This is a genomic window from Rhizobium sp. 05N430, assembly GCF_056396985.1.
Window position 1 is genome coordinate 316,819 of sequence record NZ_JBFTMO010000003.1, and the last position, 23,091, is coordinate 339,909.

19 protein-coding genes are annotated in these 23,091 nt (G+C 61.5%); 9 read left to right on the plus strand and 10 right to left on the minus strand.

Annotated features, from left to right (window positions below; all coding sequences use genetic code 11):
- From AC1DJO_RS09005 to AC1DJO_RS09015, 3 genes are all read right to left on the minus strand, one after another.
- Nucleotides 1-1,143 carry an ABC transporter ATP-binding protein gene (locus AC1DJO_RS09005; RefSeq protein WP_112513926.1) on the minus strand — a complete coding sequence of 381 codons (1,143 nt, stop codon included), beginning with the start codon at nucleotides 1,141-1,143 and terminating at the stop codon, nucleotides 1-3.
- 97 nt (nucleotides 1,144-1,240) lie between these two features.
- Nucleotides 1,241-2,338, minus strand: a complete 1,098-nt coding sequence (locus AC1DJO_RS09010) for a polyamine ABC transporter substrate-binding protein (RefSeq protein WP_477939207.1) — start codon at nucleotides 2,336-2,338, stop codon at nucleotides 1,241-1,243.
- Nucleotides 2,339-2,473: 135 nt separating this feature from the next.
- Entirely contained in the window at nucleotides 2,474-3,883 is a 1,410-nt protein-coding gene (locus AC1DJO_RS09015) for a helix-turn-helix domain-containing protein (protein WP_477970004.1), read from the minus strand.
- Between the two features lie 133 nt (nucleotides 3,884-4,016).
- On the opposite strand from AC1DJO_RS09015, the gene aceA reads away from it, so the two are divergent.
- The 3 genes from aceA to AC1DJO_RS09030 all read left to right on the plus strand — a co-directional run bounded on the left by aceA (nucleotide 4,017) and on the right by AC1DJO_RS09030 (nucleotide 6,776).
- Entirely contained in the window at nucleotides 4,017-5,333 is a 1,317-nt protein-coding gene (aceA, locus tag AC1DJO_RS09020) for an isocitrate lyase (RefSeq protein ID WP_477970006.1), read from the plus strand.
- Between the two features lie 23 nt (nucleotides 5,334-5,356).
- Nucleotides 5,357-5,593, plus strand: a complete 237-nt coding sequence (locus AC1DJO_RS09025) for an SMc00767 family acetate metabolism repressor (RefSeq protein WP_112387649.1) — start codon at nucleotides 5,357-5,359, stop codon at nucleotides 5,591-5,593.
- 106 nt (nucleotides 5,594-5,699) lie between these two features.
- Nucleotides 5,700-6,776, plus strand: coding sequence for a helix-turn-helix transcriptional regulator (locus AC1DJO_RS09030; protein WP_477970008.1), 1,077 nt, complete (start codon nucleotides 5,700-5,702; stop codon nucleotides 6,774-6,776).
- A gap of 2 nt (nucleotides 6,777-6,778) precedes the next feature.
- Here AC1DJO_RS09030 and AC1DJO_RS09035 read toward each other — a convergent pair whose 3' ends face one another.
- Complete coding sequence (locus AC1DJO_RS09035) at nucleotides 6,779-7,648, minus strand: LysR family transcriptional regulator (RefSeq protein WP_477970010.1); 870 nt, start codon at nucleotides 7,646-7,648, stop codon at nucleotides 6,779-6,781.
- A 90-nt stretch (nucleotides 7,649-7,738) separates the two neighbouring features.
- Here AC1DJO_RS09035 and AC1DJO_RS09040 point away from each other — a divergent pair, with 90 nt between their 5' ends.
- On the plus strand, nucleotides 7,739-7,972 hold the full coding sequence (locus AC1DJO_RS09040; protein ID WP_477970012.1) for a hypothetical protein: 234 nt from the start codon (nucleotides 7,739-7,741) through the stop codon (nucleotides 7,970-7,972).
- Here AC1DJO_RS09040 and AC1DJO_RS09045 read toward each other — a convergent pair.
- From AC1DJO_RS09045 to AC1DJO_RS09060, 4 genes are all read right to left on the minus strand, one after another.
- On the minus strand, nucleotides 7,945-9,789 hold the full coding sequence (locus AC1DJO_RS09045; RefSeq protein WP_477970014.1) for a methyl-accepting chemotaxis protein: 1,845 nt from the start codon (nucleotides 9,787-9,789) through the stop codon (nucleotides 7,945-7,947). The two genes, AC1DJO_RS09040 and AC1DJO_RS09045, sit on opposite strands and share 28 nt — an antisense overlap.
- Nucleotides 9,790-10,048: 259 nt before the next feature.
- Nucleotides 10,049-12,577 (minus strand): methyl-accepting chemotaxis protein, encoded by a 2,529-nt coding sequence (locus tag AC1DJO_RS09050; protein ID WP_477970016.1) that lies wholly within the window; start codon nucleotides 12,575-12,577, stop codon nucleotides 10,049-10,051.
- A gap of 285 nt (nucleotides 12,578-12,862) precedes the next feature.
- On the minus strand, nucleotides 12,863-13,006 hold the full coding sequence (locus AC1DJO_RS09055; protein WP_477970018.1) for a hypothetical protein: 144 nt from the start codon (nucleotides 13,004-13,006) through the stop codon (nucleotides 12,863-12,865).
- 152 nt (nucleotides 13,007-13,158) lie between these two features.
- Nucleotides 13,159-14,292 (minus strand): BaiN/RdsA family NAD(P)/FAD-dependent oxidoreductase, encoded by a 1,134-nt coding sequence (locus AC1DJO_RS09060; RefSeq protein WP_477970323.1) that lies wholly within the window; start codon nucleotides 14,290-14,292, stop codon nucleotides 13,159-13,161.
- A 174-nt stretch (nucleotides 14,293-14,466) separates the two neighbouring features.
- On the opposite strand from AC1DJO_RS09060, the gene AC1DJO_RS09065 reads away from it, so the two are divergent.
- The 5 genes from AC1DJO_RS09065 to edd all read left to right on the plus strand — a co-directional run bounded on the left by AC1DJO_RS09065 (nucleotide 14,467) and on the right by edd (nucleotide 21,421).
- Entirely contained in the window at nucleotides 14,467-15,903 is a 1,437-nt protein-coding gene (locus tag AC1DJO_RS09065) for a glutamine synthetase family protein (RefSeq protein WP_112387643.1), read from the plus strand.
- Nucleotides 15,904-15,916: 13 nt separating this feature from the next.
- Nucleotides 15,917-17,215 carry an NAD(P)/FAD-dependent oxidoreductase gene (locus tag AC1DJO_RS09070; protein ID WP_477970020.1) on the plus strand — a complete coding sequence of 433 codons (1,299 nt, stop codon included), beginning with the start codon at nucleotides 15,917-15,919 and terminating at the stop codon, nucleotides 17,213-17,215.
- Nucleotides 17,216-17,350: 135 nt separating this feature from the next.
- Nucleotides 17,351-18,826, plus strand: a complete 1,476-nt coding sequence (gene zwf / locus AC1DJO_RS09075; RefSeq protein WP_112387641.1) for a glucose-6-phosphate dehydrogenase — start codon at nucleotides 17,351-17,353, stop codon at nucleotides 18,824-18,826.
- Nucleotides 18,827-18,837: 11 nt separating this feature from the next.
- On the plus strand, nucleotides 18,838-19,536 hold the full coding sequence (pgl, locus tag AC1DJO_RS09080) for a 6-phosphogluconolactonase (protein ID WP_477970022.1): 699 nt from the start codon (nucleotides 18,838-18,840) through the stop codon (nucleotides 19,534-19,536).
- Nucleotides 19,537-19,600: 64 nt separating this feature from the next.
- Nucleotides 19,601-21,421 carry a phosphogluconate dehydratase gene (edd, locus tag AC1DJO_RS09085; RefSeq protein WP_310292853.1) on the plus strand — a complete coding sequence of 607 codons (1,821 nt, stop codon included), beginning with the start codon at nucleotides 19,601-19,603 and terminating at the stop codon, nucleotides 21,419-21,421.
- Between the two features lie 56 nt (nucleotides 21,422-21,477).
- On the opposite strand, the gene AC1DJO_RS09090 is transcribed toward edd, so the two are convergent.
- A complete protein-coding gene (locus tag AC1DJO_RS09090) occupies nucleotides 21,478-21,831 on the minus strand; it encodes a hypothetical protein (protein ID WP_112514332.1) in 354 nt (117 codons plus the stop codon).
- Between the two features lie 168 nt (nucleotides 21,832-21,999).
- Complete coding sequence (locus AC1DJO_RS09095) at nucleotides 22,000-23,088, minus strand: ABC transporter ATP-binding protein (protein WP_477970024.1); 1,089 nt, start codon at nucleotides 23,086-23,088, stop codon at nucleotides 22,000-22,002.
- Nucleotides 23,089-23,091 lie beyond the last annotated feature (3 nt).

The following is a 23,091-nucleotide window of genomic DNA, read 5'->3' on the forward strand; positions in this document are numbered from 1 at the left end:
TCAATCCTTCAACAGCACGCCGGCATCTTCGGCAAAGGTGACCCAGACGTCCTGATCGTAGGTGAAGGGATCATCGACGGCGCGCTGCGCGTTCAGCGACGACGCCTTGACCACCTGGCCGTTCTTCAGCTTGACGTGAAAGACGGTCATATCGCCGAGATAGGCAATGTCCCAAAGCTCGCCCGAGGAAGCGTTAACCGTGGGGTTTGCGGGCGGCTGGCGGGTGACCCTGAGCTTCTCGGGACGGATCGCGAAACCGGCGCTGCTGCCCTTGGGGGGCATATCCGATGTTGCGACCTTGATCGTCAGACCAGCATCGACGGCGAGCTCGACGCTCGTGCCATCGGCGGAAACCACCTTGCCGTCGAAGATATTCACATCGCCGATGAAGTCGGCCACGAAGCGGCAGTTGGGCGCTTCGTAGATTTCGGCCGGCGTCGCGACCTGAACGACCTTGCCATGGCTCATGACCGCGATGCGGTCGGCCATGGTCATCGCCTCTTCCTGGTCGTGGGTGACGACGACGAAGGTGAGGCCGAGATTCTGCTGCAGGTCCATCAGCTCGAACTGGGTTTCCTCGCGCAGCTTCTTGTCGAGCGCGCCAAGCGGCTCGTCGAGCAGCAGCACCTTCGGGCGCTTGGCGAGAGAGCGGGCGAGAGCGACGCGCTGGCGCTGGCCGCCGGAAAGCTGGTTGGGCTTACGGGAAGCGAACTGCTCGAGCTTCACCATTTTCAGCATCTGCGACACGCGCTCGCCGATCGCGTCCTTCGACATGCCGTCCTGGCGGAGACCAAAGGCGATGTTCTTTTCGACCGTCATATGCGGGAAGAGCGCGTAGCTCTGGAACATCATGTTGACCGGGCGCTTGTAGGGTGGCGTGCCGGCCATGTCGGTGCCATCCAGAATGATTTCACCCGCCGTCGGCTGTTCGAAGCCGGCCAGCATACGCAGCAACGTGGACTTGCCGCAGCCGGATGCACCGAGCAGCGCGAAGAATTCGCGGTGATAGATATTCAGACTGAGATCATCGACGGCGGTGAAATCGCCGAAGCGCTTGGTGACGTTCTTGAAGGAGATAAAGGGTTTTGCTGCCGGATCGGTCCACGGCGCGAAGGAGCGGCGAATATTGCCAAGAGACTTCATGGTTTTCCCCGAAATTATGATTTGAAAACCGGCGCTCCCCCGACGGCCGGCACGTCAATAAAAGGCCCGGGCGTTGCCGTCCGGGCCGAAGTCTCGATTACTGGCCGGTAACGACCTTTGTCCAGATTCGTGTGACGATGCGCTGCGTCTTCGGATCGAGCGGCGGCACCGTGAACAGTTTGGCCATGACTTCCGGCGTCGGGTAGATCGCCGTGTCGTCGATGACGGCCTTGTCGAGGAACTGCTGCGACGCCTTGTTGCCGTTGGCGTAATAGACGAAGTTCGATGCCTTGGCGGCGACTTCAGGCTTCATCATGTAGTTGATGAAAGCATGTGCCTCTTCGACATGCGGTGCATCCTTCGGGATACCGAAGACGTCGAAGAAGATCTGCGCACCCTGGTTCGGAACCGAATAGTCGATGGTGACACCGGCCTTGGCTTCCGCCGCGCGGTCACGCGCCTGGAACATATCGCCGGAATAGCCGAGCGCGATGCAGATATCGCCGTTGGCGAGCGCGCTGATATATTCGGACGAGTGGAACTTGCGCACGAACGGACGGACCGCGAGCAGCACTTCCTGCGCCTTGTCGAGATCGGCCTGCTTCTTGCTGTTCGGGTCGAGGCCGAGATAGGCAAGAACAGACGGAATGACGTCGGTCGGCGAATCCAGCATGTAGATGCCGCAATCCTTGAGCTTCGCAGCCTTTGCCGGATCGAAGAGCGCATCCCAGTTCGGCTTCTCGTCGGTACCGAGGGCGGCCTTCACCTTATCGACATTGTAGCCGATGCCGGTGGTGCCCCACATGTAGTCGACGCTGTATTCGTTGCCCGGATCGAAGGTGGCGACGCCCTTCATGACGACGTCCCACATGTTCGACAGGTTCGGGAGCTTCGACTTGTCGAGCTTCTGATAGACGCCTGCAGCGATCTGGCGCTGCATGAAGGAAACCGTCGGAACGACCACGTCATAGCCGGTGCCACCTGCCAGGAGCTTGGTTTCCAGCGTCTCGTTGGAATCGAAGGTGTCGTAGACAACCTTGATGCCGGTTTCCTTGGTGAAGTCCTCTAGGATCGAGCTGTCGATATAATCGGACCAGTTGTAGACATTGACGACACGCTCCTGGGCGTAGGATGGCGCTGCTGCAAAAATAGCCACGGCGGCTGTTGCCGCGAGCTTTGCGATGACTGACCTCATAATCTCTCCTGTGCCTTTATAATTATTAGGTATCACGCCCCCGGACACCCATTCCCTCTGGATTTTTGGCTAGACTAGAAAGGAATTTGGGAGGCGACAAGCGCTAAATCCGGGTGCTCGCAATGATTTCACCGGTCACTGGAAATCGAAGGCGCTGAGGCCGGTCACCATCTCGTCTAGCCCAAGCGGGCGAGTGACCGGCGGCTCGGCGCGGGCAAGACAGCCTTTTCGCTCACAAAGGCGGCAGGCTGGGCCGATTGCAACTGCATGTGGCGAAGATGACGTGGCCTGGCTGTAGACGGTCGCATCCCGGAACTGCGCGTCGCAGCCGACGAGCACGGCGGTGCGTCTGATCCGCTCACCGAAGGGCGCGGCAGGGCCTTCGAGCGTTCTCGACACCGTGAGAAAACCGGAGCCATCGGGCGTTTCGGCCGTTTCCGCGATAATCTGTCCCGGCTGCAGCAGAGCGGCGTGTATGCCGAGCTTCGGACAGCCGCCGCCAAAGCGGGCATGCGGGAAACCGGCAGCACCTGCCCGGCGCAGACGGTTTCCCGCGGCATCGACCTCCATCAGGAAAAACGGAACGGCGGCATTGCCGGGACGCTGCAGCATGATCAGCCGGGCGGCGGCCTGCCCGAACGAACAGCCGTAGCGGCTGCGCAGCAGGTCGAGATCGTAGCGCACCGATTTCGCACCAGCGAGAAAGGCCTCATAGGGCATCATGATCGCCAGCGCCGCCGAGCGCGCCAGCTCGAAGCGGGCAATGCGCTGGGCCTCTGGCGTGGAAAGGCCGAGACCATCGAGCTCCTTGCCGATGGCCGTACGCAGGGCCAGCGTTGCCACCTCGATGGCAATTTCCTGCAGCTGATCGGATGCGGATAACCGCTCGGAGATGAAAAGGCGCATCGAATGCCGGTCGAAACGGCGGCGCAGGTCCGGCATGACATGAACCGGCATGATGCGCACGGTGATGCCGCGCCCCTTCTGCAGCCAGTCCTTCAGCACCTGTTGCAGATCGCCCGACGGCAGCGACATGAAGAATTGCTCGGCGGCATCCTCGATCATGGCAAAATAGGCCGGGCGCCGCTCCAGCACATCGCGGACTTCGTCTGCCGGAAGCCTGGCGCCGGCGGCCGGGACATGGGCGTCGCCGGCCATGAGGGCGCTCAGATCCGACAGCCGCGCCGCCTGTTCGCGGTAGGCGCGGTAGAGCTTCACCATGCCGCTTGCCGCGTTCGGTGCCGCCTCGGCGATTTCGACGAGTTCCTGATCGCCCGGCAGCTCGCCCGATAACAGCGCATCGGCAAAGACTTCGCGCAATCCGGCGAGATTGTTGCCGGGTTCGCTTTGGAGATCGTCGAGATCGACCTTGTAGACCGAGGCGAGCTTCAGCAGTAGCTGGACCGTCAGCGGCCGCTGATTGCGCTCGATCAGGTTCAGATAGGAGGGCGAGATGCCGAGCGCCTCGGCCATCGCCGTTTGCGTGACGCCCAGGCCGTTGCGGATACGCCTGACTTTCGGCCCCGCGAAGATCTTCCGTTCCATATGCCAGCCTTTTACAAATCTTTACAATTTGACAGAGCGACCTTGTAAAACCCGAGGCAATATAACCTCTTTCCATTCCCAATAATCAAGTATTTTCTGGCCATTCTCGCGTGATTTGTAAATTCTGTCACACATGCAAACGACGCCAAAGGAGGATACTGTGACTGAGTTTGACAAGCTGATCCGCAACGTACCGGCTGGCCGTTTCGACGGTATCGAGCGCCCCTATTCCGCAGAGGACGTCCGGCGTCTGCGTGGTTCCGTGGCGATCAGCCATTCGCTGGCGGAGATCGGCGCCAACAGGCTCTGGGAGCTCTTGCGCCGCGATGATTTCGTCAATGCGCTCGGCGCCCTGTCGGGCAATCAGGCGATGCAGATGGTGCGCGCCGGGCTGAAGGCGATCTATCTTTCCGGCTGGCAGGTGGCGGCTGATGCCAACACGGCGTCCGCGATGTATCCGGACCAATCGCTCTATCCGGCCAATGCCGGCCCCGAGCTTGCCAAGCGCATCAACCGCACGCTTCAGCGCGCCGACCAGATCGAGACCTCGGAAAACAAGGGATTGTCGGTCGAGAGCTGGTTCGCCCCCATCGTTGCCGATGCCGAGGCCGGCTTCGGCGGGCCGCTGAACGCCTTCGAGATCATGAAGGCCTATATCGAGGCGGGTGCGGCCGGCGTCCATTTCGAGGATCAGCTGGCATCGGAAAAGAAATGCGGCCATCTGGGCGGCAAGGTTCTGATCCCGACGGCGGCCCATATCCGTAACCTCAATGCGGCGCGTCTGGCAGCCGACGTCATGGGCGTCCCGACACTGGTGATTGCCCGCACTGACGCCGAGGCCGCGAAGCTTTTGACCTCGGATATCGACGAGCGCGACCAGCCTTTCGTCGATTACGATGCCGGACGCACGGTCGAGGGCTTCTATCAGGTGCGCAACGGCCTGGAGCCCTGCATCGCCCGCGCCGTCGCCTATGCGCCCTATTGCGATCTCATCTGGTGCGAGACGTCGAAGCCGGATCTGGATCAGGCGCGGCGCTTTGCCGAGGGCGTGCACAAGGTTCATCCGGGCAAGATGCTCGCCTATAACTGCTCACCGTCCTTCAACTGGCGCAAGAACCTCGACGAAGCGACGATCGCCCGGTTCCAGCGCGAGCTCGGCGCCATGGGCTACAAGTTCCAGTTCATCACCCTTGCCGGCTTCCACCAGCTGAATTTCGGCATGTACGAGCTGGCGCGCGGCTACAAGGACCGGCAGATGTCGGCCTATTCCGAGCTGCAGCAGGCGGAATTCGCCGCCGAGGCCAATGGCTATACGGCGACGAAGCATCAGCGGGAGGTCGGCACCGGTTACTTCGATGCCGTATCGCTCGCCATCACCGGCGGCCTGTCCTCGACGACAGCGATGCGAGAATCGACCGAACACGCACAATTCAAACCCGCAGCGGAATGACCGCGCAACAAGAGGAGAAGACAATGGCTTCAATCTCACGTGTCCGCGAACGCGCGGAAGAGCAGGCATCGACGATGACGCCGGACCAGCAGAGCATGATCCGCATGCTCGCCAACGATCTGCACCGGCTCAACGCGTCGGTCATGAAGGCGGTCGAGTCCGGAGTTTCCGTAGAGCTTGTCCGGTCCGCCCGCCATCACGGGGGCGACGGCAACTGGGGCGATCTGATGATCCCAGTTGTCGTTGCCAACCGCGCCTAAAGGAGCAGAAGGCGCCGGAAAGACCGGCGCCTTCTGCGTCATTTGACGCAATTGTCAGTCCCGCCAAAGGCGAGCATAATGTCTTCAAGCTCTTATGGGACATCATATGCCTGCAATGATACGCGCGGACGTGCAGTCCCTGACCGACTTGGTCTATGGGGCACTGCTCGGGGAAACCAGCTGGCAGGATTTTCTGGATACGCTGAACACGCGCATGCCGGATGGAAAATCGACGCTGTTTTTCCACGATGCCGTTCTCGGCTCCGGCGGACTGTCGCTTTCGTCGGGACTCGATGGCTCGGCTGCCGAAGCCTACAACACGCATTTCAGCACCGTGAACCCTTGGATGGCGAAGGCAGCCGTGCGCCCAGTCGGGCTCGGCGTCATCGCCGATCAGATGCTGCCGCATGAGGAACTGCTGAAGACGGAGTTCTACAACGACTATCTTCGCAGCATCGATTGCCGCAGCAGCATCGGCGTGACGATCATGCGGGAGAAGGGCCGGTCCTTCAATCTCTCGACGCTGACTTCAAGCACCGACACCGGCTATAACCGCACCAATGCGCAGGTGCTGACCGAGCTTGCCCCGCATCTTCGGCGGGCTTTCGACTACCTGCGCCGCGAGCGAAGCAACGAGGCAGGCGGCAAGCCGCTGCTCGATGCGATCGGCGTCGGGCTGATCTATCTCGGCGAGGAGCGCAAGGTGCGCTCGATGAACGCTGCCGCACAAAGGCTGCTCACCGAAGGCTGCGGCATCAGCGTCACGCCGACCGGGCGGCTCAATGTCAACGACGCCGGTATCAACGAGCAGCTGCGCGCGACCGGCCATTCCAGCGAGCCGCTGCAGCCGGTTTGCAGCGGGCGCATCGGCAATGTGAAGTATACGCTGGTTCGGCTGCAATCCGATTTCATGAGCGAGTTCCTGCAGGAGCCGACATCGGCGCTGATCATCGAACGCTCCGGCGGCACCTGCGCCCATTTGAACGACAGGCTGAACGGCAACGAGCACCTGACTGCCGCCGAACTGCGCATTGCCTCCTCCATCGCCAGCGGCCTGTCGCTGCGCGATACCGCCAAGCTCAACGACATCAGCTACGAGACGGCGCGCTCGCACCTGAAGAACATCTTCTCCAAGCTTGGCGTCAACAGCCAGGTGGCGCTGGTGCGGCGGCTGATCCCCTAACGCTAGCTGCGGCTGGCGCGCTTTCCGGCGAAGAGGTCGGAATAGCTCTTCAACAGCTTCGTCATGCGATCGGCAACCGCGCGGATTTCCGGCCGGTGGCGGTCTTCATTGTTCATGACGATCCACTGGCGATGCCGCAACTCCGGGATTTCGGCGCCGAGACGCTGTAGCTCGGGATCGAGATCGCCGACGAAACAGGGCAGGACCGCCCTGCCCGCACCCGCCCGCACCAGATCCGGCAGCGATCGCGGCCGGTTGACGGTGGCGGCGATCGGGCCGGATGCGTTTCGATAAGGCCAGCGCAGATAGCCGGAGATCGCTTCGTCTTCGGCAACGGCCACCCACTGCTCGGCGGCCTCGGCGGCATTGCGCCTGACATAGACGGCATAGGCGACCTCGCCGAGCAGGCGGGCGGCGAGATTCGCCTCCTCTGGCTCGAAGGCGCGGATGCCGATATCGCTTTCGCGGTAGGAGAGATTGGCCCGCGTTTCGCCGATTGTCAGCGAGACGGAGAACGGATCGCCAGGCATGCGGATCGCTGAAAAATTCTCGGTCAGCAGCCAGGCCACCCAGGTTCCGGCTGCCACCCTGACCGTTGCCCCACCCTCGCCCGACTGCCGCCAGGCATCTATCTTGCGGGCAGCGGCTTCCATTTCCTGCAGATGGTCGAGCAATGCCTGTCCATCCGGGGTCAGGCGATAACCGGTCTGGCTGCGGATAAACAGAGTCCGGCCGGTGTCCTGTTCGAGTTCGAGCATGCGGCGGCCGACGGTTGCCGGGCTGAGTCCGCTGACACCGCTCGCGCCCGTCAGCCCGCCGAGGCGCGCCACCTGCAGGAAAAGCTGATAGGAATCCCAGGTCGTGTTTTTCATCGGTGAAAATCGTATGCCGATTTCACCTGTTTAAGAAGCGATTTTTGCTGTGTATCTGAAGTGATGTCTCGTCAAACGGAGGACATCATCATGATCGACCAGATCGCCATCGCCAACATGATCGGACTGTCGCAGGGCGGGCGTATTTGCCGCCAGACGTCGGAGGACGAATTCTACGAGCAATATGGCAACTCGCGGATTGTACGGGCCATCGCGTGGCTGACGGATATCGGCCTCAAAAACAAAGGCCGCGCTGATGAGGCGCGGCCCGGAAGCATGTCTGCAAAACGGCTGGATCAGGCTGCCTGCCTTGCCGGACGGTGAGCGACTGAAACATTGCCGATGCGGAACTGCTGGAGCAGGCCCATCAGGGCGTCGGCTTCGTCGGCGAGCTGGCGGCTTGCCTGCGTCGTCTCCTCGACCATCGAAGCGTTCTTCTGGGTCATCTGGTCCATGGCATTGACCGAACCGTTGACCTCCTGAAGGGCCGCCGACTGATCCTGGCTGGCCGTGGCAATCGTCTCGACATGCTTGCTGATGACGATGATCTCCTGGCTGATCGAAGCCAGGACATTGCCGGTCTTCTGCACCAGCTCCGAACCAGCCGTAACCTCGCGGGTCGACTTCTCGATCAGACCCTTGATCTCGCGGGCGGCATCGGCCGAGCGCTGCGCCAGCTCGCGCACTTCCTGCGCGACAACGGCAAAGCCCTTGCCCGCTTCACCCGCACGGGCCGCTTCGATACCGGCATTCAGCGCCAAGAGATTGGTCTGGAAGGCGATGTCGTCGATGACTTCGATGATCTGTTCGATCTTCTGCGACGCTTCCTCGATACGGCCCATGGCAGCCACGGCATCGCCGACCACGGCGCCGGAGCTGTCGGCGGTCTTCTTGGTCAGCGCCACGGTGTTGTTGGCCTCCCGGGCCCGTTCCGCGGAAGAGCGGACGGTAACGGTGATTTCCTCGACGGCTGCAGCCGTCTCTTCAAGATTGGCGGCCTGGGCCTCGGTGCGCTTCGAGAGCTCGCCGGCAGAGGCCAGCATTGCGCCGCTGTTGCGCTGGATGGCGTTGGCATTGTCGCGAATGCTCGACAGCGTGTCCTGCAGACGCAGCAGCGAGCTGTTGAAATCGACGCGCAGCTGCTCGAGACGGCCGACGAAAGGCGTTTCGATGGTTTCCGAAACATCGCCCTGCGCCAGACGGCCGAGACCGGCGGCGAGCTGGTTGACGGCGAAGTCAATCTGACCATCGAGGGTACGCTTGTCGGCGTCGTTGCGGGTGCGCTCGGCTTCCGTCAGCGCGCGCTGTTCGGCAGCCTGGGTTTCCAGATCCTGGCGTGCCTTCGCGCTGTCGCGGAACGCTTCCAGGGCGCGGCCGATCTCGCCGAATTCGTTGCGCTTGTCGACGCAGGGAATGGCGCCGGAGAGATTGCCCGAGGAGATCGCATGCACCGTCTTCGTCAGCGCCTGGAGCGGGCTGACCGTCCGGCGGATGGCGAAGAAGGCCAGCAGGCTGACGGCCAGCATGACGGCGGCACCTGCGCCGATGACGAGGACCTGCAGATGCTGCAGCCGGGCGAAATAAACCTCCATCGGAATGCCGATGAAGAGGATGCCGGTATTGGCGCCGGCGGCATTTTTCACAGGGAAATAGCCGGTCATGTAGTTCTTGCCGAACAGGACAGCCGGGCCGTAGTAAGCGTCGCCCTTGGCAAGCACCGTCTGCGCCGGATGATCGGCAGCGAGCTTGGTTCCGACGGCGCGGCTGCCGTCTTCCTTCTTCACATTGGTTGAGACGCGCACATAGTCGCTGCCCTGCTTGTCGAAGATCGTCGCGACGCCGGCGATCGCCTGAGCCGTACGATCGACCAGCGAGTGGTCGGTGAATGCGGGGATCTTTTCTTCGGTGACGGTAGCGAGCTCCGAATCCGTGACCGTGATCGTGGCGCTCTGATCGCCTGCGCCATAGAGGATGGCCATGGTGCGGTTTGCATCCCTGGCATCTGAGACGGCGTTGTCCATCACATAGCGGCTGAGGTCGTAATAGGTCACGGCAACGATCGCGCCGGTGCTGACCACAAGCAGACCGAGTGTGATCGCGACCGCCTGGCGGACGATGGATGTCGAGAAAAAGCGCAGCATGAGGGCCCTCTGCAAGATGAATTGCAGATAGTCTATGCGTTAAACGTTAAAGAAAATTTTCCTCTAATTACCTGAAAAAATGCAATAAATTTCATAAGTATGATAATTTACCTATGTCTTTTCCCACATCGGTAGAAAATGTGGCCTGTCGCGAGCAGAACACAACCATGGCGGACATTTTCCAAGTCATTGACGTTGTTCGACAAACAGAAAACGGCGCCTCGCGGCGCCGTTTTCTTCATCTGGTTTTCGGCTGGGATCAGGCAGCGCGGTAATAGGCCGTGTGCGATTCGCCTTCGATCTTAAACTGCTGCACGAGAGTAAGCAGGCTGTCTGCCTGGGAAGCGAGTTCGCGGCTTGCCGCCGTCGTCTCTTCCACCATGGCGGCGTTCTGCTGGGTCATCTGGTCCATCGAGTTGACGGTGGCGTTGACTTCCTGCAGTGCGCCCGACTGATCGTGGCTGGCGCGGGCGATCATTTCGACATGCTGGCTGATGGTGACGATCTGCGCGCTGATCTTCGCCAGTACGGTACCGGTTTCCTGCACCGACTGCGAACCGGAGCTGACTTCCGTCGTCGACTTGTTGATCAGGCCCTTGATCTCCTGCGCGGCAGCGGCGGAGCGCTGGGCAAGCTCGCGGACTTCCATCGCGACGACGGCAAAGCCCTTGCCCGCCTCACCGGCGCGCGCAGCTTCGATACCGGCGTTCAGCGCCAGCAGGTTGGTCTGGAAGGCGATCTCGTCAATGACGCCGATGATCTGCTCGATCTGGCGCGACGCATCCTCAATACGGCCCATGGCATCAATCGCCTTGCCGACGACGGTTGCCGAGTCATCGGCGCTGCGCTTGGCCTGGCGGACGATCTGGTCGGCATCCTTGGCGCGCTCGGCAGACGAGCGGACGGTAACGGTGATCTCGTCGACGGCAGCAGCAGTCTCTTCGAGCGAGGCAGCCTGCTGCTCCGTACGCTTGGCGAGATCCTCGGCCGACTGGGCCATCTGGTTGCCGTTGCCCTGGATCATCTGCACGTTATCGCGGATCTGGCTCATGGTCTCCTGGAGGCGGAACATCGAGCCGTTGAAGTCTTCACGCAGCTGTTCGAGGCGGCCGATGAACGGCGTGTCGATCGTCGTGGAGATATCGCCCTGCGACATGCGCTGCAGACCGGCGGCGAGTTCGTTGACCGCATATTCGATCTGACGGTCCATCTCGCGCTTCTCGGCATCGTTGCGCTGGCGCTCGTGCTCGGCAGCCTGACGCTCCTCGTCGCTCTGCTCCTCGATGCGGATCTTGGAGATCGCATTCTCCTTGAAGATGCCGAGGGCGCGGGCGATGTCGCCGATTTCGTCGTAGCGCTGTTCACCGGAGATATTGGTGTCGAGCGCACCATCGGCGATGCGGCGCATCGCAGCGGTGATCTGGCCGATCGGGCGCTGCAGGGTCAGAACCAGGGCGATGCCGCCGATGATCGAAACCAGGATACCGAGGCCGGTGGTGCCGACGGAGATGCTGTTCGCCTGCTCGCGCTCGGCGCCAGCCGTCTGCTTCTGCAGTTCGGCGAAGCTGGTCAGCTGACCCCAGACGCTGTCGAGTTCCTGGCGGGCAGCGGCGTAATCGCTGATGCGCTGATTGATGACATCAACGAGGCTCTGCGCGTCCTTGTCCATCGAGACGAGCGCAGGAGTAATCGCCGAGATGATGTCACCGGCGAAATCCATACCCTTGGCGCTGGCCTGCAGGGTGTTCAGCATGGTGTTGAGGGTCGAGATTTCCTGGTTCAGGCGAACCCGGTTCTCCTTGGTCGGCTTGGCGCTGAAATCGCCGAGCACGAGCTGCAGCGAATAGATCGACGTCTCAAGACGGCGGGTGTCTTCCAGAACCGAGTTGGTCTGCGCGATACGGCTATCGAGCTGAACGAAGGTGGTCGTCGCTTCGCGCATCATCTGCGTGGCGGTCAGCTGGGTGTAGGTGGACATCTGGCGGAAGCGGGAGACGAGACGGCCGAGATTGGCAACGCCGTCATCGGAGCCGGCATCGGGCGCGGCGGCCTGCGTCTTCAGATCGCTGATGGTCTGGGCCATCGACTGCGTCATGCTCTTCTGGTTCTGCGGGACCGATATTTCGATCATGCGCTGAGCCTTGATGATCGTCGGCAGCGCCGTCGTCACGACCTTCAGCTTGTCGGCAGGAAGCTGCGCCTTGTTGAAGTCGTTCATCGTGGTCGCGAGCGTATCGCCGCCCTTCAGCAGACGATCGGCGGCGCGCAGGGTTGCGGTCGCGTTGCCTTCGTCGGTGCGCACGCTCTCTTCGAGTTGGCGCGCGTCATAGCTGACGTTGAAGCGGTTGGTGATCATCACCTTCTGGGCGTCGTCGATCTGCTTGCGCAGCGCGACTTCCTGGTCATGCAGCGTCCAGAGCTTGCCAACGGTGCCCGAAATGGCGCTGGTGCCGTCCATCGCAGCCTGCAGATTGTCGCGGCCGGCATTCTCGCCGATCTGAGACAGGGTGGCGTTCAAAGTTTCGCCCTGTGTCTTGATATCCGCGTAGAGCTTGTCGCGAGCCTGCTCGTTGGTGTTCTGCAGGAAGTCATCCATGGAGCCGTAGAGATCCTTGAAGCCGCTCAGCGACTGAAGGATGCTGTTCGAAATTTCCATGCGCCCTTGGAGCATGCCGGAGGCATAAAGGCCGGTGAGGCCGACCGCCGAGATGGCGACGACGAAAGGCAGAACGAAGATCAGGACCTTCGTCTTGATCTTGAAGCGCGACAGGATCTTATCAATGAACATGGCTATACCGGCCTTCCATACACCACTCCTCCCACCGGCTGCTGTTGCGGCGCCGGTCGAGTGCATCGAGCTGACTTTTTTGGAATAATGGGAAACCCGAGGGCTCAGGCGGCAATCATTGCCAAGTCATCGCCGCGCGAAACGGGATGCCCATAGTTTCAGCAAGTGTGACAGAAGAGATATTAATTTTCGGATAAGCCAAATCGTTTGAAATGGCCTTTCCGATCAAGGCCATGCGGCTGCACGCCAAGGGCAGACCGCAAATTATATGATAATTCGGAAAGGTCAGACGGCGTGCGCGATCACCAATGCGATAATCGCAGTGGTTGCGCCGGTGGCGAGCATGAGAAAGCGGAGCGTCGCGAGTTTCGTGTCAGGCTTTGCCTGGGCGATTGCGATGGCGCGGGCGCGGCGTGTGTTCCTATTCATCTAAAGGACCTCACTTTTCTCAATACTGTAACAATCCATCAAAATGGCTGTGCGGTAAAGCTTTAAATGGGAAGCTTGTTCCATCGTTGCCATTGAGACACGATGGCGCACCCGGCTTAAGAAGTCTTGAATCTATTTGCCCGGATTCGAGCCTATAAGGATTCACCTGCAGCAAAACCCGAGGCCCAGGCCCACTGGAAGTTATAGCCGCCGAGCCAGCCCGTGACATCGACGCATTCGCCGATGAAATAGAGGCCAGGAACGGCCTTCGCTTCCATCGTCTTCGAGTCCAGCGCTGATGTATCGATGCCACCGAGCGTCACTTCCGCGGTGCGGTATCCTTCGGAGCCCGACGGCTTGACCGTCCAGTTCTGGGCGGCATCGGCAAGCCTCGCCAGCGCCTTGTCGGAGAGGTCGGCCATGTTGCCGGAAATGCCTTCGCGCTCGGTCAGATATTGGGCAAGCCGCTTTGGCAGGATGTCCGCCAGCGCCGTCTGCGCCGACTGGCGGCCGTTCGTTTGCTTGGCTTTCTTCAGATGCTGGAGCAGATCGACATCGGGTTCGATATCGACGGTGATCCCCTCGCCTTCGCGCCAGTAGGACGAGATCTGCAGGATCGCCGGGCCGCTGAGGCCACGGTGGGTGAAAAGCAGCGCTTCCCGGAACGCCGTCTTGCCGTGGCGGATTTCTGCCGGGGCGGCGATGCCCGAGAGCGGTGCAATCGCTTCCAGCAGGACCGGATCAAGCGTCAGCGGTACCAGGCCTGGGCGGGTCTCGGTCATCGGAAGCCCGAACTGCTCGGCGATGCGATAGGCAAAGCCGGTCGCGCCCATTTTCGGGATCGACTTGCCGCCGGTGGCGATTACCAGCGAGGCGCACTCGTAGGCGCCTTCCGAGGTATCGACGCGAAAACCTTCGTCGGTCTTCTCGACACCGAGGATTTCCGTGCGCAACTGCCACTCGGCACCGGCCGCCCGCATCTCGTCGAGCAGCATATGGATGATGTCCTTGGCGCTGTCGTCGCAGAACAACTGGCCGAGGGTCTTTTCGTGCCAGGCGATCTTGTGCTTGTCGACCATCGCGACGAAATCGGCAGGCGTGAAGCGGGCCAGCGCCGACTTGCAGAAATGCGGGTTGGCGGAGAGAAAATTCTTCGGCCCGGCATGGATATTGGTGAAATTGCAGCGCCCGCCGCCGGAGATACGGATCTTCTCGCCGGGGGTCTTGGCATGATCGAGAACCAGAACGGAGCGGCCGCGCTGGCCGGCGCGGATGGCACACATCATGCCGGCGGCGCCCGCGCCGATGACGATCACATCGCTCTTCCGTCTCAAGCCGGTTTCCTTCCGTAAAGTGTGCCTTCTTTTTCTATCAAATGGCGAAAGTCAACGCCTCTACCCCCCTCGCCAATTGCCAAACTCTGGCTATTATGGCCTTCCGATCAACGTAACCGGTGTGTCATGTCTCCAAAAAAGACAACGCTTAAGCCTGCCAAGAACGTTAGCCCCACGATCAAGACTCCCCCTGACCCTGGGTCGTCGCGCGGCGTAGCGAATTGGAAGGAAGCGGCACAGTGGCTACGGGCACGCGGCATCGAAGACATCGAATGCATCACCCCCGACCTCGCCGGCGTTCCGCGCGGCAAGATGATGCCGACATCGAAATTCACCTCGAACACCTCGCTCGCACTGCCTTCGGCGATCTACCGCCACACGATCTCGGGCGCCTATCCCGAAGAGACGGAAAGCTTCCGCTATGAGCCGCGCGACAGCGACCTCAAGCTCGTTCCCGATCTTTCGACGCTCTCCGTCGTGCCATGGGAAACCGACCCGACGGCGCAGGTGATCTGCGATATCGTCAATTCCGATGGCGGCGAAGTGTCCTATACGCCGCGCAACGTGCTGAAGCGGATCATGGGCCTTTACAGTGCCCGCGGGTGGAAGCCGGTTGTCGCGCCTGAAATCGAGTTCTATCTGGTCGCCACCAACGATGACCCCGACTACCCGCTGCATCCGCCGAAAGGACGCTCGGGCCGTTCGATCCTCGGCGGACAGGGCTATTCGATCGCCGGGATCAACGAGTTCGACGAGCTGATCGACGACATCTACCATTTCTCGGAAAAGCAGGGTCTCGAGATCGATACGCTGATCCACGAAGAAGGTCCGGCGCAGCTCGAAATCAACCTGCGCCACGGCAATCCGATCGAGCTCGCCGACCAGGTGTTCATGTTCAAGCGGACGATCCGCGAGGCGGCGCTGAAGCATGGCATCTTCGCGACCTTCATGGCCAAGCCGATGCAGGGGCAGCCGGGTTCGGCGATGCATATCCACCAGTCGGTGGTCAACGAAGAGACGGGGAAGAATGTCTTCTCCAATCCGGATGGCTCACCCTCGAAGGAGTTCTTCCACTTCATCGGCGGCATGCAGAAATACGTGCCGAGTGCGCTGGCGATGCTGGCGCCCTACGTCAACTCCTACCGTCGCCTGGCGCCGAACATGTCATGCCCCGTCAACAACGCCTGGGGCTACGACAACCGCACGACGGCCTTCCGCGTTCCGGTTTCCGATCCGCAGGCGCGCCGCGTCGAGAACCGGCTGCCGAGCTCGGATGCCAATCCCTATCTGGCGCTGGCGGCTTCGCTGGCTTCAGGTCTGCTGGGGATCATGAAGGAAATCGAGCCGACTGCACCGACGGAAGATGCCGCCAACGAAGGCTCGATCGACCTGCCGCGCGGATTGCTGGAAGCCGTGGCGCTGATGGAAGACGAGCCGGCCTTCGAAGAGGTGTTCGGCGCGGAGTTCATCGGGCTCTATGCCGGCGTCAAGCGCGGCGAGTTCGAGACCTTCATGGAAGTTATCAGCCCCTGGGAGCGCGAGTTCCTGCTGCTCAACGTGTGAGGAGGCATTCCTCATGGCGGTGAAGCAAGACTGGCAAAGCCCGATCGCGCCCGGCGTTTCCTGGTATCAGGCAACGGCGGGCGAGCGGCCGACCTATCCGGAGCTCGACGGATCCAGAACCTGTGACGTCGCCATTGTCGGCGGCGGCTATACCGGGCTGCAGGCGGCCTACAATCTCGCCAAGGCGGGGGTATCGGTCGTGCTCATCGATGCCAACCGCTTCGGCGACGGTGCATCCGGCCGCAACGGCGGCCAGCTCGGCACCGGCCAGCGCTGGTGGCCGGAAGAACTCGAAGAGAAGATCGGCTACGAGCGTTCCAAGGCGCTGTTCGACCTGGCGGAAGGCGCAAAGAAGCACCTGCTCGATTTCGCCAACGAACATCAGATCGACATCGAGTTCATGCCCGGGCAGATGAACGTGGCGCACAAGGAGAGCTACAAGCGCTCCTATGCCGAAAATGCCGAGATCGCAGCCTCGCGCTACGATTATCCGCATGTGCGTTTCATGGACAGGGAAGAGACGCAGGAGCGGCTGGGGTCGAAGCGCTATCATTGTGGCGTGCGCGACACCGGCACCGGACATATCCACCCGCTGAAACTGCTGGTCGGGCTTGCCCGCGTCGCCGCCAATGCCGGCGCTCAGCTCTTCGAGATGACGCCGGCAACCGCCGTCCGCAATGACGGCGGCAAGGTGAAGATCGATACGCCGAGAGGTACGATCACCGCCGACAAGGCGCTGATTGCCTGCAACGGTTACATCGGCAATCTGGAGCCGGTGACGGCAAGCCACGTCATGCCGATCCGCTCCTTCATCGGCGCCACCGCGCCGCTGGAGAACTTCCCGTCGGTACTGCCGGGCGGCGAAGCGGTTGCCGACTCGCGCTTCGTCGTGCGCTATTTCCGCAAGTCGAAGGACGGGCGGCTGCTGTTTGGCGGACGCGAGGCCTATACCTCCGACAACCCGCGCGACATCACGGAGCATATCCGCCGCCAGATCGCCGAGATTTATCCGGTGCTGAAAGACGTCGAGATCACCCATGCCTGGGGCGGCTCGGTCGGCATCACCCTGCCGCGGCAGCCCTTCGTGCGCGAAGTCATGCCGAATGTGACATCGATCGGCGGTTATTCCGGCCACGGCGTGATGCTGTCAAATTACTGCGGCAAACTTTATGCAGAAACGGTTCTTGGAAAATCAGGGGAACTCGACCTCTTCAAAGGGCTCGATATCCCGGCCTTTCCCGGCGGACCAGCCATGCGGGCACCGCTGCTTTTCCTAGCCTTGTCCTGGTTCGCGCTGCGCGACAAGTTTTAGGGCGATTGCGGGATTTCCTCTCGGGTCAATTCGCTTTAAAACCGGGACCCGAGAGATTCATTGCATCGCACACTGGCTTTTTTAAATCGATTAGATTAAAACGGCCGCCAACCAGACTGATTGAGAGAAAAGCTCATGAGCAGCCAGATCATTCCCGTTGAACCCTTTGATTATGTCGTCTTCGGCGGCAGCGGCGACCTTGCCGAGCGCAAGCTCCTGCCCGCCCTCTACCACCGCCAGATCGAGGGACAGTTCACCGAACCGACGCGCATCATCGGCGCTTCGCGCAGCCCGCTGACCGACGAAGAATACCGCAAGTTCGCCCAGGACGCTCTCAAGGAGCACCTGAAGAAGGGCGAATATGACGAAGCGGAAGTCGAAAAGTTCTGCAAGCGTCTGCATTACGTATCGGTCGACGCCCGTTCGGACGCCGGCTGGGACAAGCTGAAGAAGCTGCTGGACGATGGCAAGGATCGCGTTCGCGCCTTCTACCTCGCGGTTGCGCCTGGCATCTTCGGCGACATCTCGCAGAAGATCCACGAACACAAGCTGATCACCAAGTCGACCCGCATCGTCGTTGAAAAGCCGATCGGCCGCGACCTCGCATCGGCGCTGTCGTTGAACGACAGCATCGGCAAGGCCTTCAAGGAAGAGCAGATCTTCCGCATCGACCACTATCTCGGCAAGGAAACAGTGCAGAACCTGATGGCGCTGCGCTTTGCCAATGCCCTCTACGAACCGCTGTGGAACGCCAACTACATCGACCACGTACAGATCACGGTTGCAGAAGCCGTCGGCCTTGAAGGCCGCGCCGGTTACTACGACACGGCGGGCGCGCTGCGCGATATGGTGCAGAACCATATCCTGCAGCTGCTTTGCCTGACCGCGATGGAAGTTCCCTCCTCGATGGATTCCGAAGCCGTGCGCGACGAGAAGCTTAAGGTGCTGCGCGCCCTGAAGCCGATCAACGCCTCGAATGTCGAGCAGATGACCGTTCGCGGCCAGTACCGCGCCGGCGCTTCCGGCACCGGTCCGGTCAAGGGCTATCTTGAAGAGCTTGAAGGCGGCGTTTCCAATACGGAAACCTTCGTCGCCATCAAGGCCGAGATCAACAACTGGCGCTGGGCCGGCGTTCCCTTCTTCATCCGCACCGGCAAGCGTCTTGCCGGCCGCATGTCGGAGATCGTCATAACCTTCAAGCCGATCCCGCACTCGGTGTTCGACCAGTCGGCCGGCCGCATCAGCCAGAACCAGCTGATCATCCGCCTGCAGCCTGACGAAGGCGTCAAGCAGTCACTGATGATCAAGGATCCGGGTCCGGGCGGCATGCGCCTGCGCAACGTTTCGCTCGACATGAGCTTTGCGGAAGCGTTCCATGTCCGTAACCCGGACGCCTACGAACGTCTGCTGATGGACGTCATCCGTTCCAACCAGACGCTGTTCATGCGCCGCGACGAAGTCGAGGCGGCATGGGACTGGGTCGACCCGATCCTGAAGGGCTGGGAATCCACCGGCCAGCTGGTTCAGGGTTACACTGCAGGCACCTGGGGCCCGAGCCAGGCTATCGCGCTGATCGAGCGCGACGGCCGCACCTGGCACGACAACATCTAGGATTGAGAGCGATGGCAGCGACCATGCATGCTTTTGCCAATGCCGCGGAACTGGCCGCCAACCTTGCAGACAAGGTTGCGGACACGCTTTCCAAGGCGATCGCAGCGAAGGGAACGGCGACTATCGCCGTTTCCGGCGGTTCCACGCCGAAAGCCTTCTTCCAGGCGCTTTCGACGCGCGACCTCGACTGGCCGAAGGTAACGATCACGCTCGTCGACGAGCGCTTCGTGCCTGAAACCAGCGACCGCTCGAACCATCTGCTGGTTGCCAGCAACCTGCTGCAGAACAAGGCAAAGGCAGCGCGGTTCCTGCCGCTCTTCCACGACACGGGCTCCGCGGAAAGTGCCGCGAAGCTTGCATCCGCGGAGACGGCATCGGTCGGCAATCCGTTCGATATCGTCATCCTCGGCATGGGGGGCGATGGCCATACGGCTTCGTTTTTCCCGGGCGGCAACAATCTTGCGGTCGCGCTCGATCCCAATACGCCGCGCGGTATCATCACCATGGAAGCGCAGGATGCCGGCGAGCCGCGCCTGACCTTCACCTTCTCCAGCCTTCAGGATGCCAAGCTCCTGGTGCTTCATATCGAAGGCCAGGGCAAGAAGGACGTGCTGACGAAGGCTGAAGGCGCCGGAGACGAGGCAGAGATGCCGATCCGGGCCGTGCTGCGGCGGGCGGCAACGCCTGTCGATATCTACTGGGCTCCGTAAGACCAAGCCTTCGGGCGAGCCGCGAACAGACAATTTGAACAGCAACCAAGGCAGGATAACTCCCATGTCCGCTAACGCACGCATTTCTGCGATTACCTCCCGCATCGTCGAGCGATCGAAGCCGACACGCGAGCGATATCTGGAGCGCCTGCGCGGCGCGGCATCGAAGGGTGCCGTCCGGTCTATCCTCGGCTGCGCAAACCTTGCGCACGGCTTTGCGGTCTGTTCCCCCGCCGAGAAGGATGCGCTCGCCGGCGACCGCGTTCCGAACCTCGGTATCATCACCGCCTATAACGACATGCTCTCGGCCCACCAGCCGTTCGAGACCTACCCGGCAATCATCCGTGAGGCGGCTGCCGAGGCTGGCGGCATTGCGCAGGTCGCAGGCGGCGTGCCTGCCATGTGCGATGGCGTGACCCAGGGCCAGCCGGGCATGGAGCTTTCGCTCTTCTCGCGTGATCTGATCGCCATGTCTGCAGGTGTGGGCCTGTCGCACAACATGTTCGATGCGGCGCTCTTCCTCGGTGTCTGCGACAAGATCGTTCCCGGGCTTGTCATCGCCGCTCTCTCCTTCGGCCACCTGCCGTCAATCTTCGTGCCCGCCGGGCCGATGACGACGGGACTGCCGAACGACGAGAAGTCGCGCGTGCGCCAACTCTATGCCGAAGGCAAGGTCGGCCGCGCAGAACTGCTGGAAGCCGAATCCAAGTCCTATCACGGCCCGGGCACCTGCACCTTCTACGGCACTGCCAATTCCAACCAGATGCTGATGGAGATCATGGGCTTCCATATGCCCGGCTCCTCCTTCATCAATCCCGGCACGCCGCTGCGCGAAGCGCTGACGCGTGAAGCCGCCAAGCGGGCGCTCGCCATCACGGCGCTCGGCAACCAATTCACGCCGGCAGGCGAGATGATCGACGAGCGGTCGGTGGTGAACGGCGTTGTCGGCCTGCATGCGACGGGTGGTTCCACGAACCACACGCTGCATCTCGTCGCCATGGCGCGCGCGGCCGGTATCCAGCTGACGTGGCAGGATATCGCCGAGCTCTCGGAAGAAATCCCGCTGCTTGCCCGCGTCTATCCGAACGGCCTCGCCGACGTAAACCACTTCCACGCTGCGGGCGGCATGGGCTTCCTGATCAAGGAGCTCCTGAAGCAGGGCATGCTGCATGGCGACGTGCGCACGGTCGCCGGTCAGGGCCTCGAAGCCTACACGATCGACGCCCGCCTCGGCGACAACAACACCGTCGTCCGCGAGCCCTCCCCCGAGAAGAGCCATGATCCGAAGGTGCTTGCCAGCATCGAGACGCCCTTCCAGGCGAATGGTGGCTTGAAGATGCTGCGCGGCAATCTCGGCAAGGCGGTCATCAAGATCTCGGCGGTAAAGCCGGATCGCCATATCATAGAGGCCCCGGCAATCGTCTTCCACAGCCAGCAGGAGCTGCAGGACGCCTTCAAGGAAGGCAAGCTCAACCGCGATTTCGTCGCTGTCGTGCGCTTCCAGGGTCCGAAGGCCAACGGCATGCCGGAGCTGCACAAGCTGACGCCGCCGCTCGGCGTGCTGCAGGACCGCGGCTTCCGCGTCGCGCTTCTGACCGACGGGCGCATGTCCGGCGCATCGGGCAAGGTTCCGGCAGCGATCCATGTGACGCCGGAGGCCGTCGAAGGCGGTCCGATCGCCCGCATCCAGGATGGCGACATCATTCGTCTCGACGCCATCCGCGGCACGCTTGAGGTGCTCGTCGATGCCGCAACCATGGCCGAACGCGAGCCGGTGACGGCCGATCTTTCGGAAAACGAATGGGGCATGGGCCGCGAGCTCTTCGCGCCGTTCCGCCGCGCGGTCGGCGCCTCCGATCACGGAGCGAGCGTCCTCTTCCACTAAACGAAAAGCCCGCGATCAACTCGCGGGCTTTTTTCTTTTCAGGTCCTGCAGCTCGATCAGCCGCGAACGTCGAGGACGTAGTCGCGATGCGCCGGATGCGTGCTGTAGACGAAGATCTTGTTGAGTTCCTTCTGCGTCAGCAGACGCAGGAAGCGGACTTCCACAGTATTGTTGGCATTCACCCGCATCAGCATGCAGCCGACCTTGGTGATGCGTGCATCCGGGATGTCCAGATAGAACTGCTTGGGCAGATTGAACTGCGTCAGGATGGCGAGAACCGCCGAACTCATCGAGATGCGAACGATATCGCAACGGCGCGAGGCCATGTGCATGACGCCCTTCTCGGTATATTCGAGACGCGCCGCGTTCATCGTGTCCTCCATTTTGAACCGCTGTTCGCGGTCATACATGAAGGATTCTTCCTTGTTCAAAAAATGCCCTGATGGCGATGGATTTGATACACCCACGACCTTATTCCCCACTCGATACAATGGGGAAATGCTAGCAGCGCCGACTTAACAGAAAGTGTCGAACGGAGGGCTTCGGGGGCTTCGTGAAAAAGCCCCCAATTTTGGCTGTCAGCGACGGTAGGTGCGGCCTTCGGCATCGAAGAGATGCAGCTTCTGGCGATCGGCCGAGAAGCGCATTTTCTGGCCCTTCTTGATGTCGATCGTGCCGGGCAGCTTGACGATGATCGGCTCGCCCGGAACCAAGCCTTCGATGTAAAGCAGCGTCACTTCGCCGAGCGCTTCGACGATCGAGACTTCGCCTTCGAAGAGGTAGGCATCGCCGCTGGCGATCGCGAGATCCTCAGGGCGGACGCCGAAGCTGGCGGACTTGCCCTTTTCGGAAGCGGCGGTCGGGATGTCGAGAGTGACCGATTTGCCGCCGGTGAGCGTGACCGTCGTCGTGCTACCGGCTTCCGCGATGGTTGCCGGGATGATGTTCATGGCCGGAGAGCCGATGAACTTGGCGACGAAGAGGTTTGCCGGACGCTCGTAGAGCTCCAGCGGTGCCCCGACCTGCTCGATATGACCTGCCGAGAGCACGACGATGCGGTCCGCCAGCGTCATCGCCTCGACCTGGTCGTGGGTGACGTAGATCATCGTCGTATCGGCCATTTGCTCGTTGAGCCGGGCGATCTCGATGCGCGTGGCAACACGCAGCGCGGCGTCGAGGTTGGACAGCGGCTCGTCGAAGAGGAAGACCTTCGGATTGCGGCAGATGGCACGGCCGATGGCAACACGCTGGCGCTGGCCACCGGACAGAGCCTTCGGAAGACGGTCGAGATACTTGCCGAGCTGCAGGCTATCGGCGGCAGCGCGGACGCGGCGATCGATCTCCTGCTTGTTCTCACCGGCGATCTTCATGCCGAAGGCCATGTTGTCGTAAACGGTCATATGCGGATAGAGCGCATAGGACTGGAACACCATGGCGATACCGCGCTTCGACGGCGGCACATCGTTGACCAGCTGGCCATCGATATACATGTCGCCGCCGGTGATGTTCTCGAGGCCAGCGATCATGCGCAGCAGCGTGGACTTGCCGCAGCCGGAGGGACCGACGAAGACGATGAATTCGCCCTGTTTGATCTCCAGGTCGATGCCGTGGAGAACGTCCACGGAACCATATGACTTGCGAATTTCCTTAAGCGACAGTCCTGTCATCAG